Below are 11930 nucleotides of genomic sequence, written 5' to 3'. Positions count from 1 at the left end.
ATCGGTGGTAACGACATGTTTAAACGACGAATGCTTTTAAGCAACGTAAGGCATCCATCACCTCCCGTCATTCCCGCAAACCTGTACAACCAACTCCTCCACTTCCCCCTCCCCATCCCCCGCGCTAAACACCTCTCATGGTTGTTCCGGTTCTGATCCTTACCCTCTCTCTGATCGGCGTTGCCGTGGCGCTGATGCTGCCCGGCTATGGCGATCTGATCCTGCTGGCGGGGCCTTGCACCATCGCCGCTCTGATCCTGCTCTTGCGCGCCCTTGCCCAGCGGATCACGGCCCCGCCTGCACCCGAACCCGAGCCGAACCGTATCCTGATCGACGGCTCCAATGTCATGTATTGGCGCGACAACACCCCGCAGATCGAGACGCTGCGCGAGGTCATCGCCACTCTGCGCCGGATGGGTTTTGCACCGGGCGTCGTCTTTGATGCGAATGCGGGCTATCTGCTCAAGGGCCGCTACAAACACGATGACGCTATGGGCGGGTATCTGGGGCTGGCCGAGGATTTGGTGATGGTCGTGCCCAAGGGCACCGTCGCGGATCGCTACCTTTTGACCGTCGCGCGGGATGTGGGCGCGCCCATTGTCACCAATGACCGCTACCGCGATTGGGCCGCTGCCTTTCCCGAAGTCACCGAACCGGGGCGGCTCATCCGGGGCGGGTATCGCGACGGGGCGCTCTGGCTTGAGGGGCTGGGCCTGCCAACGTGATACCGACGCGGATTTTGCCCTGTTTTCAGCGCGCTACCACCCCCGCGCGGCATCAATCCGCGCGCGCGCAGAGTTGGAGCGCGGCGTCCACAGCCCCCGCTCCACCGCCTCTGCCAACCGTTCCGCCAGCTCACGCAAGGCCGATGGATTATGCGCCGCGATGAATTCCCGCGTATCGTCATCCTCGAGAAACGCCGCCTCTACCAGATCAAAGTGATGCCCCTGCACAGCGCCGGTTGTGGCCGCAAAAGCAAAGAGATAGTCCACCGTGGCGGCAATCTCGAAGGCGCCTTTGTAGCCGTGCCGCTTGACCCCTTCGATCCATTTCGGATTGACCACGCGGGAGCGCACCACCCGCCCGATCTCATCCTCGAGCGTGCGGATCACCGGGCGTTCGGGGCGGGAATGGTCGTTGTGGTACACAGGTCGGTCGCGCCCCTGCAACGTGCTCACCGCCGCCGCCGCACCCCCTTCGAACTGATAATAGTCATCAGAATCAAGAAGATCATGCTCGCGGTTGTCCTGATTCTGCACGATGGCTTCGGTCTGCCGTAGCCTTGTTTCAAAGCCCGCACGGTCCGGCGTGCCCGCCTCCTTGGCGCCATAGGCGTAGCTGCCCCAAGTGAGATACGCCTCTGCCAGATCGACCTTGTTGGCCCAGAGCCGTTCGTCAATCATCGCCTGCAGACCCGCGCCATAAGCCCCCGGTTTTGATCCGTAAATGCGCGGTGCAACCCCCTCGCTCCGCGCTCTCGCGGCGGCGGGATTGTTGTCCTCGGTCTCATCGAGCCCCTGCACCGCCCGCGCCGCGCTGTCGAATAGCGCGATGAGTTGTGGAAAGGCATCGCGGAAAAACCCCGAGATGCGCAGGGTCACATCCACCCGCGGCCGCCCCAGCACGCCCTCGGGCAGGATTTCGAACCCGGTCACGCGCCGGTTGGCGGCATCCCATGTCGGCTTGACCCCCATCAGCGCCAGCGCCTGCGCGATATCATCGCCGCCCGTGCGCATATTGGCCGTGCCCCAGGCGGTGATCAGAAGGGCGCGCGGCCAGTCGCCATGCGTTTGCAAATGCTTTTCAATCAAGAGGTTGGCGGATTTCCACCCCAAGGCCCAGGCAGTTGGCGTGGGCACGGCGCGGCTGTCCACGCTATAGAAGTTGCGCCCCGTGGGCAGGGTGTCGAGCCGCCCGCGCGTCGGCGCACCCGAAGGGCCGGGGGCAATCGCCAGCCCCTCCAGCGCCCGCAGCAATCCTGCGCCCTCATCCGGCCCACAGGCCGCAATGGCAGGGCGGATGCGCGCCGCAATCTCCGCCAGAACCGCCGCTGTATGCGGTCCGACCTCTTGCTCCCTCTCCGCCAAGAGGCGCTGCGCCATCAGTTCCAGCCGCTCGACCGTGTCGCCATTGCTGCGCCACGGATCGGCGCTGAGGTCTGCCAAAGCCAGCGGTTTTTCAGCCGCAGGGGCCGCCATATCGCAATCGAGCGGATCAATGCGCAGCCCATGATCCAGCGCCAGCGCCCGGATCAAGGACGCATCGCCCCCCTTGCCGTTCCCGCGCGGCACACGGGCCAGGGCGATGGCCAGATCAACTTCCAACCGACCCGTCGGTGATTGCCCAAACACATGCAGCCCATCGCGGATCTGCGCCTCTTTCAACTCGCAGAGATAGGCATCAAGCCGCGCCAGATCGCCCGCCTCATCGGTGCCGGACATGCCCACGTCCTTGTCGAGCCCGGTGGCGGCGCTCAACGTCAGGATCTCGCGGCGCAGATGGGCAATGCGGCGCGGATCGACCCCGGCGGCCTCATAGTATTCGTCCACCAGCGCCTCCAGATCGCGCAACGGACCATAGGTTTCGGCGCGGGTAAGCGGCGGGGTCAGGTGGTCGATGATCACCGCCTGCGCGCGGCGCTTGGCCTGCGTGCCTTCACCGGGATCGTTGACGATGAACGGGTAGACATGCGGCATCGGCCCTAGCACCGCCTCGGGCCAACACTCGGCGCTGAGCGCCAGTGCCTTGCCCGGCAACCATTCGAGATTGCCATGCTTGCCCATGTGCACAATCGCCTGCGCGCCGAAATGGTGGCGCAGCCAGATATAGAAGGCGAGATAATTGTGCGGCGGCACCAGATCGGGGGAATGATAGGTCTCGGTCGGGTTGATGTTATAGCCCCGCGCCGGTTGCAGCCCGACCACGACATGACCGAAACTCAGGATCGACAGGGCAAAGCCTGCGCCGGTGGTGCCGTCGGATTTGAGTATTTGGGGAACGATGAAAGGGTCGTCTTCGGGGGCACCCCAACGGCTTGTCATTGCCTCGCGCAGGTCCCAAGGCAGGGCGTTGAAATGCTCGAGGTAGACATCCAGCGGCAGCGTCTCACCCCCCTCACGCGATGCGCGATCCGTCAGCCAGTTGGTTGGCCCTGCCATCACCGCCCGCATCAGGGCATCGCTATCCTCGGGGCGATTGGTGACGGTATAGCCTGCTTCGGCCATCAGGCTCAGGGCATGCACCGTGGCCGCAGGCGTATCGAGACCCACGCCATTGGCCAGCCGCCCATCCTTGTTCGGGTAATTGGCAAGGATGAGTGCAACCCGTCGCGTGGGCGCGGGCGTCTGGCGCAGCTTGGCCCAATTCGCGGCCAGTTGCGCCACGAAATCGACCCGGTCGCCGACTGCGCGATACGTAGCGATCGGGCATTCCGTGACCGCGTCAAAAAACGCCTCACCCTTGAAGCTGATGGCGCGGCTCAGGATGCGGCCATCGACCTCGGGCAGGGCCACGTTCATCGCGATATCGCGACCCGAGAGGCCAGTCAGCCCCTTGGCCCAGACCTCTTCCGATGTGCCTGCAAGCACCACCTGAAACACCGGCGCACCATTGGCGGCAGGCATCGAGAGCGGATTCTCGGGGCTATCGTCGCCCGCGTGCGGCGAGCCGACGGCAAAGGCGGTGCAATTGAGGATGACCGAGGGTGGGGCGACCTCAAAAAGATGCTCCAGCGTTGCCACCGATACCGGGTCCTTGAGCGAGGCGACAAAAATGGGCAGCGGATTGAGCCCGGCGCGCAAGAGCGATTTCACCAGCCGGTTGATCGGATGCAGCCCCGCACCCTGCACCAAAGCACGGTAAAAGATCACCGGCACGGTAGGCTGGCCCGCCTGCCACGCCTCTTGCGCGGCGCGCAGGCCCGCGACCCCGGCCCCCGGCCAATAGACGCCCGCGCGCAACAGCGGGCTGGCGGCGGCAGGGCGCTCGCCCCCCTCGAGCATGGAGTGCGCATAGCGCAGGAAATTTCCGGCATTCTCTGGCCCGCCCTCGACCAGATAGGCCCAGAGCGCATCGTAATCCTCGTCCGAGACCGTGGACAAACCACGCAATTCCGCGTCCGGCTTGTCATCGCCGGGCAAGAGCGCCAGCGGCACGCCCGCCTCGTGCAGGCGCGCGGCAAATTGCTCGGCCCCGTATTTCCAATAGCCCACGCCGCCCAGAATCCGTGCGATCACCAGCCGTGATTTCGTGGCGCATTGATCAAGATGCAGATCGACCGACATCGGATGCTGCAAATGGCTGAGGTTGGCCAGCCGCAGGCTGGGGGGCTCTGCCAGTTCGCCGCGCGCCTCGCTCAGCGCCGCAAGCTCGGTATCGGCGGCAGAGACAAAGATCACATCGGCGGGTGTCTGCCCCAGATCGACGGGGTCTTTGCCATCCTCGACGGCCCCAGGTGTAGCGGCGAGAAGGTGCATCAGGCGGTTCCAGCTTGAATGGGGCGGCAATTTGCGGCAAGAGCGGCGTCAGAGCGGCCCCATCTGGGGGGCCGGGCCGAAAGGGCATCGACATGGACTACAATGCATTGGGCGCCTCCAAGAAGGGCAGCAAGATCCCGCGTCACAAGGAGCATAACGCACCGGGCACGGACAAAAACCCGTTCGGCAAGCGCCCCTCCAAGGAAGAGCTGATTGCCCGCCTCAAGGCCAAGACCGAGAAATCCTCGAAATAGGCTCATAGCTGCTTTTCCATGAAGATGGACGAGGGCGCATCGGGATAATCGCCAAATGGCCCGCGCCGCGTGAACCCGTGGCGCGCATAGAGCCTGTGTGCCGCCTCCAAGAGATTGCCGGTTTCCAGCCGCAGGCAGGGCAGGGCGTGCGCGCGCGCCTCATCCTCGATCTGGCGCAACAGGGCGTCTGCCACCCCCTGTCCCCGCGCCGCGTCATCCACGAACATGGATTTCACCTCGCCATAGCCATCGCGCAGCGCAAGCGCTCCAGTGCCCACAATTGTTCCGCCGCTCCGCGCGGCAAAAAAGCGGATATCGGGCGCGCAGAGCGCGTCGATGTCGAGAAAGAAATTATCCTCGGGCGGAAAGAGCGATTCCATCAGCGCATGGCTCGCGCGCAAGAGCGCGCTGGCCTCTGGATGCCGCGGGTCTGCCGCCTCGACGATGATCATGCCGAGAGTGCGGCGGTGATTGCCGCCCGGTCCAGTCCCGCCTGACCGATCACCACCAGCCGCGTTTGGCGCGGACCGGCGCCATAAGGCTGATCGAAATAGCTGTCTACGCGCGGCCCAACGGCCTGAATGGTCAGGCGCATCGGCTTGCCCGCCACAGCGGCAAAGCCCTTGAGCCGCAGGATATCATGGGCGCGGATTACCTCCGTGATCAGCTTGGCAAAGTTGGCTGGATCGCTGATCTCGGGCCGGGTCACCACAAAGCTCTCGAACGCATCGTGGCCATGATCGTGATCGTGGTCATGATCGTCATCCTCGTCGTCGTGATGATCCTCTTCGTCATGGTCGTGATGATGATGGTGCAACTCATGCCGCGCCTCCATATCCGCCTCGGCCCCGATACCTTGCCCCAAGAGCACCTCAACCGGCAGCGCCCCCATGGTCGCGGTCACAACCTGCACGCCCTTACGCGCATCCGCGCGCAGCCGTGCGGTCAGCGCCACGCGCTCTTCCTCTGTCAGCAGGTCGGATTTGTTGATCACGATCATATCGGCACAGGCCATCTGATCCTCGAAGAGCTCCGAGAGCGGCGTTTCGTGGTCGAGATTCTCATCGAGCTTGCGCTGTGCATCCACCGCCGACTCATCATGCGCAAAGCGCCCTTCGGTCACGGCTTTGCCATCGACCACCGTCACCACGCCATCAACCGTCACCCGCGTCGAAATCTCGGGCCAGTTGAAGGCCCGCACAAGCGGTTGCGGCAGCGCCAGACCCGAGGTCTCGATCACGATGTGATCGGGCGCGCGCTCGCGGTCCAACAGCTTTTGCAGGGTGGGGATGAAATCCTCGGCCACGGTGCAGCAGATGCAGCCGTTGGACAGCTCCATCACATCCTCTTCCGAACAGGTCTCGATCCCGCAACCCTTGAGGATGTCGCCATCCACGCCCAGATCGCCGAATTCGTTGATGATGAGCGCAATGCGCCTGCCGCCTGCATTCTCGAGCATGTGCCGGATCAGCGTGGTCTTGCCGGCCCCGAGAAATCCTGTGACGACGGTGGCTGGGATCTTGGCTTGCATATTCTTGGCTCCTTCAGGGGGCTTGCATCGGGCGGGGCGGCTGGCCTAAGCCCGGTGGAAAAGGGGATCGGCGATGATGCACCGGATTGTGGTCTGTTCTACGTGCGAGGGCACGGATGGCAAGGGCTTTGCGGCTAGGCTGCGCGTGGGGCTGGCCGACCGGAGCATGGAGTTCACGGTGCAGGACCATGACTGCATGTCCAATTGCGGTCGCCCGCTCAGCGTGGCGTTTTCCGCGCCGGGCAAGGCCACGTATCTCTTTGGCGATATCGACCCGATGGTCGATCTTGAGGATACGCTGGCCTTTGCCGCGCTATACGCTGCCTGCGCCGATGGCTGGATCGAGGATGCGCGCCCTGCCGGACGGCTGCGGCATTGCCTGATCGGGCGCGTGCCGGGCTGAGCGGTCATTCGATCACCACCGCAATCGTGGCCTCGATGGGCACGCCGTCCGTTGCAAGCTGTGTATGGTCATTGGCATTCAGCGTCACGCGCAGTTCATGCGTGCCCACCGGCAGCGCATCCAGTTGCATCCACGGCCCATAGGCCCGCGCGACCTTGACCCCGTTGAGATAGAGATGTGCGTGCCCACGTCCCGGCACCGCCGCCCCATTCACCCCCTCGGGATCAAAGGTGAAATTCTCCACCCCGATATGCAAATTGCGGCTCTGCGCCCCGTCGGGGTGCAGCGTGAGGGTCAGAACCGGCGCGGGGGTGCCCGCCTCGGTCAGGGCCGTGTGTGCGGCGCCATGGTCATGCGCCGCGTGGTCATGCACCGCCGCGCCCTGATCGTGGTCATGCCCCTCAAGCTGCGCGCCGGATGAGGCGGCGACCAGAAATCCCAGACCTGTGCCGAAAAAGAGGCCGATGCCGAGAAAGGCAAGTGGTTTGGCCATCGTTCCTGTCTCCTGTCGAATGACCCCGGCACCGTGATGCCGGGGTGTTGAGATATCAGGCGGCGGCGCTCTCGCGGTGCCAGAAATACCCGGCCAATGCACCCAGACAGACCCAAGCCGCCAGCCCCACGCCAAGCGCGCGCGCGGCAAAGAGCGCGGCCAGTTCCGGCGGCACCGGCCCGGTAAAGCTCTCGGGTTCGGGCGCGCCGATCAGATGCGGTGCCGCCAAGAGTGCCACCGCAACCGCCAGCATCACCGGCCCCTTGCCAAAGGCGATCAGGCCCAGCCCGACCGCTGTGGCAATCACCGTGCCCCACCACCAGATTTGCCGTGCGGTGATGTCGGTATAGGCCACGCCCGGCACTTCGGGCGGGAGCGACACGGCGGGGGCGAAATGCAGCGCAACGAATCCCGCCACGCCCCAGATCACGCCGCTGCGCGCATCAATACGCACGCCATATTCTGCCGCCAGCCCCATGCAGGCCACCAGAACCAGCCCGTAGCCGACATAGATCAGCGCCGAAAAGAGAACGCTGAGCCCGTCGCGCATCATGTCAAAGCCCGGCAATTCGGGCGTGGCGCTGACCGCCTCCGCCCCGAAATGCACAAGACTGCCCCCCTCATACAGCTCCGCATGCAACAGCACCGGCTGAATGAAAACGATCTGTAACAGGGCTGCAATCAGCCCTGCACAGAAACCAGCGAACAACGCGCTGGTCGCAATTTTTGAGAACATGGCTTAGTGGCAGGGAAAGCCGGTCGAATGGCGCACGTCATGCGCGGCGTCATGCAGCGCCGAGGCTTGCACATGGCCGGCAACGGTCACGATGCCGAGGCCAAGAAAGAGGGCTGCGACGAAGGGCAGGACGGTGGATTTTGCAGCGGTTTGAACCAGTGCGGTCATGGCGGTATCTCCTTTGCGCCTCTCACCCGAGGCGGGATTGACGAACGCAGGGCTGGTCTCCTGGCTCGCGGGTCGTCGCCTGTCTGCCGCCTTCCCAAGGATTTTACACCTCAGTGGCATCTGGCAGGGGCTCGCCGCTTACAGTCGCGGGGGCGGCTGACGCATAGGCGCCCTGATTGGGTCCACCGGCACGTCATTCCCATTTCATCCCCGAGGCGCTTTGCGCCCAAACGAGGAACCTTGCCCCTTTGGTATGCAGGCTGTGCCCAACCCCGTCAAGGAGGATTGCGACCGCTCAGAGGCGGTCTGCGGCATTCTTTTTGCGGGGATTGGCGGGGCTCCGCCCAATATCATGTGGATAAATCCCATAACCGCCCCATATCCTGTGGTTGATCGTTGACAGGCTGACCCCTCAGCCATCACACTTGCCCGACAACGGAATCACCGCACAAAAAGGGCGCGCGCGCAGGTGCAGTTCTCGAAACTCAGATTGACCGGCTTCAAGAGCTTTGTCGACCCGACCGATCTGATCATCGCGGGCGGGCTTACCGGCGTTGTGGGGCCCAATGGTTGTGGCAAATCCAACCTCCTCGAGGCGCTGCGCTGGGTGATGGGCGAAAACCGTCCCACCGCCATGCGTGGCGACGGGATGGAGGATGTGATCTTTGCTGGGGCCGCCACGCGGTCCGCACGCAATTTTGCCGAGGTGGTGATCCATCTCGACAATTCCGACCGTCTGGCACCCGCCGGGTTCAACGATGCCGATCAACTAGAGATCACCCGCCGCATCACCCGCGATGTGGGCTCTGCCTACAAGGTCAACGGCAAGGATGTGCGCGCCCGTGACGTGCAGATGCTCTTTGCCGATGCTTCGACCGGCGCACATTCGCCCGCTCTGGTGCGGCAGGGGCAGATTTCCGAACTGATCAACGCCAAGCCGAAATCGCGGCGGCGGATTCTGGAAGAGGCCGCCGGCATCTCCGGCCTCTATCAGCGCCGCCACGAGGCCGAATTGAAGCTGCGCGGGGCTGAGGCGAATCTCACCCGCGTTGACGACGTGGTCGAGCAATTGGCGAACCAACTGGCGCAACTGGCGCGGCAGGCCAAGCAGGCGGCGCGCTATCGACAGATCGGTGAAGAGCTGCGCTTGGCCGAGGGGCTCTTGCTTTATCGCCGTTGGAAAGAGGCGGATTTGGCCCGCGCCCGTGCCGAGGATGATCTGCGCGAACGCACCACCGCCGCCGCCCGTGCTGAATCGGCGGCGCGCGAGGCGGCCAAAGCCCGGTCCAAGGCCGAAGAGGCGCTGCCCAAACTGCGCGAGGAAGAGGCCATCGCCGCGGCCATCCTGCAACGCCTGAGCGTGCAGCGCGACACCCTGACCGAGCAAGAGGCGACCGCCCGCGACCGCATCGCCACCCTGCGCAGCCGCATCGAGCAACTCGCCCGCGATATCGAGCGTGAGGCCGGGCTGAACCGTGACGCAGGCGATACCATCGCCCGGCTGGAGTGGGAGGCAGGCGAACTCAACAAGGGGGCCGAGGGCCACGATGCCCGGCTCGAGGCCGCTCAGGCCGAGGCCCGCGATGCCGCGCAGATCCTGCAACAGCGCGAAAACGACCTCAGCCAGATGACCGAGGATATGGCCCGCTTGGCCGCGCGCCACCAATCCGCGCAACGCCTGCTGGAAGATAGCCGCAAGACCTTGGCCAAGAGCGAGGCCGAGGCAGAGCGCGCCCGCGCCGCGCAAGCCGACCTGCGCGCGGCCCTGTCCCGCGCCGAAGCCGATCACGCCGCCGCACATGAGGCCGAGGCCGAGGCTGTCGCGCGCGCCGAAGCGGCAGAACTGGCCCTCATCGCCGCTGACGAGGCCCGCGCCGAGGCGCAGGCGCAAGAGGCCGAGGCCCGCGCCACCCGTTCTGAGGCCGAGGGTGAGGTCAATGCCCTGCGCGCCGAGGTGACGGCACTGGCCAAGCTGGTGCAGCGCGACACCGCCGAGGGCGGGCAAGTGATGGACCGCCTTCAGGTGCAGCAGGGCTTTGAAAAGGCGTTGGGTGCCGCCCTTGCCGATGATCTGCGCGCCCCCGAGGTCGAGGCCGATGGCCCCTCCGGCTGGACCGTGCTGCCTGCCTATGCCACGCCCCAACCCTTGCCAGAGGGTGTGACCGCGCTCAGCCGTCATGTCTCGGTCCCCGAGGTGCTGGCCCGGCGCATGTCGCAGATCGGGCTGATCGACCCCGAGGATGCCGCCCGCCTGCAACCGCTCTTGAAACCCGGTCAGCGTCTGGTCAGCACCGAGGGTGATTTGTGGCGTTGGGACGGTTTTCGCGCTTGGGCCGAGGATGCCCCTTCTGCCGCCGCGCTGCGCCTGCAACAGCTCAACCGGCTGGAGGAACTCAAGCAACAGCTCGAACATGCCAGCGCCCGCGCCGATGGGGCCGTGCGCGGCCATGAGGCGCTGCGCGAGGCGTTGGTCCGCCGCACGGATGAGGACCGCGCCGCCCGCGAGGCACGTCGTGCCGCCGATGCTGCCGTCAACGAGGCCAATCGCGCCCTCAGCCGCGCCGAAGCGGATCGCAACCTTGCCGGATCGCGGCTCGAGTCCCTTGGTCTCGCCGTCACCCGCCATGACGAAGAGGCGATGACCGCCCGCCAGAGCCTGTCCGAGGCGGAAAAGGGGCTGGCCGGTCTGGGCGATCTGGATGCGGTGCGTGCCGATCTCGAGGATATCAAGATGGCCGTCGAGGCCGCGCGCATGACGATGATGACCAAGCGGTCAGGCGCCGACGAGTTGCGCCGCGAGGGCGAGCGCAGGACCCGTCGCAGTCAGGAAATCACCAAGGAAATCAGCGGCTGGCGTCACCGTTTAGAGACCGCAGAGCGCCGCATTGCCGAACTGGCCGAGCGCAAGGAAGAGTCGGAGGATGCCTTGGCCGATGCCAGCGCCGCACCCGAACTCCTCGCTGCCAAGCGCGCCGAACTGGGCGCGGAAATCACCCGCAGCGAGGCGCGCCGCGCTGCCGCCGCCGATGCGCTCTCGACCGCCGAGGGCGTTGCGCGTCAGGCTGCGTTGGACGAGCGCGAGGCAGAGCGGCTTGCCTCTGAGGCGCGTGAAATGCGCGCCCGCGCCGAGGCGCGGCTTGATGCAGCGCGCGAGACCCGCGATTACGCCGCCGAGCGGATCATCGAGACGCTGGAACAGACGCCCGAGGCCCTCTTGCAGAGCCTTGGCGTCGATCCCGACACGATGCCCGCCTCAGACGCGATCGAGGCTGATGTGAACCGGCTCAAGCGGCAGCGCGACGCGCTGGGTGCCGTGAACCTGCGCGCCGAAGAGGACGCCAAAGAGGTCGAAGCCGAGCATGACAGCCTGATCAAGGAAAAGACCGATCTGGAAGAGGCGATCAAGACCCTGCGCAGCGGCATTGCCAGCCTCAACCGCGAAGGGCGCGAGCGGCTCTTGACCGCGTTCGAGCAAGTGAATTCCAATTTCAGCCTGCTCTTTCGCCACCTCTTTGGCGGTGGCGAGGCCAGTCTTGTGCTGGTCGAGAGCGATGATCCTCTAGAGGCCGGGCTCGAGATCATGTGCCAGCCGCCGGGCAAGAAGCTCTCGACGCTCAGCCTCTTATCGGGGGGCGAGCAGACCCTGACCGCGCTCGCGCTCATCTTTGCGGTGTTCCTTGCCAATCCCGCCCCGATTTGTGTGCTGGACGAGGTGGATGCCCCGCTTGACGATGCCAATGTGACCCGCTTTTGCGATCTCTTGGACGAGATGTGCCGGCGCACGGAAACCCGCTTTCTCATCATCACCCACCATGCCGTGACCATGAGCAGGATGGACCGGCTCTTTGGCGTGACCATGGCCGAACAAGG

The 11930-nt window shown here is 65.1% G+C and carries 10 protein-coding genes and 1 riboswitch; of the genes, 4 read left to right on the top strand and 6 right to left on the bottom strand.

Features of this window, described 5'->3' with window-relative positions; genetic code table 11:
* Window positions 1-137: 137 nt before the first annotated feature.
* Window positions 138-725 (top strand): hypothetical protein, encoded by a 588-nt coding sequence (locus KBT70_RS18810; protein ID WP_296637786.1) that lies wholly within the window; start codon window positions 138-140, stop codon window positions 723-725.
* A gap of 33 nt (window positions 726-758) precedes the next feature.
* Here the strand turns inward: KBT70_RS18810 and cobN are convergent, their stop codons facing one another.
* The gene (gene cobN, locus KBT70_RS18805) at window positions 759-4475 is read right to left on the bottom strand and encodes a cobaltochelatase subunit CobN (RefSeq protein ID WP_296637783.1); all 3717 of its coding nucleotides are present in this window, start codon (window positions 4473-4475) and stop codon (window positions 759-761) included.
* A 92-nt stretch (window positions 4476-4567) separates the two neighbouring features.
* On the opposite strand from cobN, the gene KBT70_RS18800 reads away from it, so the two are divergent.
* Entirely contained in the window at window positions 4568-4729 is a 162-nt protein-coding gene (locus KBT70_RS18800; RefSeq protein ID WP_296637780.1) for a hypothetical protein, read from the top strand.
* Between the two features lie 2 nt (window positions 4730-4731).
* On the opposite strand, the gene KBT70_RS18795 is transcribed toward KBT70_RS18800, so the two are convergent.
* Entirely contained in the window at window positions 4732-5181 is a 450-nt protein-coding gene (locus KBT70_RS18795; protein WP_296637777.1) for a GNAT family N-acetyltransferase, read from the bottom strand.
* Window positions 5178-6260 (bottom strand): cobalamin biosynthesis protein CobW, encoded by a 1083-nt coding sequence (cobW, locus tag KBT70_RS18790; RefSeq protein WP_296637775.1) that lies wholly within the window; start codon window positions 6258-6260, stop codon window positions 5178-5180. The genes KBT70_RS18795 and cobW overlap by 4 nt, the downstream gene beginning before the upstream one ends.
* A 73-nt stretch (window positions 6261-6333) precedes the next feature.
* Here cobW and KBT70_RS18785 point away from each other — a divergent pair, with 73 nt between their 5' ends.
* Window positions 6334-6663, top strand: a complete 330-nt coding sequence (locus KBT70_RS18785; protein WP_296637774.1) for a DUF1636 domain-containing protein — start codon at window positions 6334-6336, stop codon at window positions 6661-6663.
* A gap of 4 nt (window positions 6664-6667) precedes the next feature.
* Here KBT70_RS18785 and KBT70_RS18780 read toward each other — a convergent pair whose 3' ends face one another.
* From KBT70_RS18780 to KBT70_RS18770, 3 genes are read right to left on the bottom strand one after another with little or no spacing between them, the layout of a single operon-like run.
* On the bottom strand, window positions 6668-7156 hold the full coding sequence (locus tag KBT70_RS18780) for a hypothetical protein (RefSeq protein ID WP_296637772.1): 489 nt from the start codon (window positions 7154-7156) through the stop codon (window positions 6668-6670).
* Between the two features lie 55 nt (window positions 7157-7211).
* Window positions 7212-7892 (bottom strand): CbtA family protein, encoded by a 681-nt coding sequence (locus KBT70_RS18775; protein WP_296637771.1) that lies wholly within the window; start codon window positions 7890-7892, stop codon window positions 7212-7214.
* Window positions 7893-7895: 3 nt separating this feature from the next.
* The gene (locus KBT70_RS18770; RefSeq protein ID WP_296637770.1) at window positions 7896-8060 is read right to left on the bottom strand and encodes a CbtB domain-containing protein; all 165 of its coding nucleotides are present in this window, start codon (window positions 8058-8060) and stop codon (window positions 7896-7898) included.
* Window positions 8061-8092: 32 nt separating this feature from the next.
* Window positions 8093-8318: riboswitch (cobalamin riboswitch) on the bottom strand.
* A gap of 211 nt (window positions 8319-8529) precedes the next feature.
* Here KBT70_RS18770 and smc point away from each other — a divergent pair.
* On the top strand, window positions 8530-11930 hold a 3401-nt coding region (smc, locus tag KBT70_RS18765; protein ID WP_296637768.1), incomplete at its 3' end, for a chromosome segregation protein SMC.

This window comes from Roseovarius sp. (assembly GCF_018066915.1).
GTDB lineage: Bacteria > Pseudomonadota > Alphaproteobacteria > Rhodobacterales > Rhodobacteraceae > Roseovarius.
This window is presented reverse-complemented; position numbering and strand designations above follow the sequence as displayed.